Here is a 272-nt window from a genome sequence, read left to right on the forward strand (position 1 = left end):
TCCGGGACCCACACCGCAGGAGACGCCCATGACCCCCCGCACCACCCCGGACGCCGAGCCGGTCTTCGAGCTCGTCGAGCAGGACGAGATCGGCTACGAGACCACCCACGTGGACGCCTTCATGGCGCGTGCCCGTGAGGCGCGCGACGGCGGTGCCCCGCTGACGGCGGAGGAGGTGCGCCAGGCCCGCTTCGCGACTGTCAACGGCGGCTACGCCACGGACGAGGTGGACGACGAGCTGGACCGTCTGGAAGAGGAGCTGGCCTGACGCT

Annotated in this window: 1 protein-coding gene; it reads left to right on the forward strand. The window is 71.7% G+C overall.

The annotated features are described in order from the left end of the window. Window positions 1-268 (forward strand): DivIVA domain-containing protein (locus ACPYOG_RS19550; protein WP_481295786.1); only part of this gene is annotated, 268 nt, incomplete at its 5' end. Window positions 269-272: the final 4 nt, after the last annotated feature.

This window comes from Leifsonia sp. HAY1-4F (genome assembly GCF_056755275.1).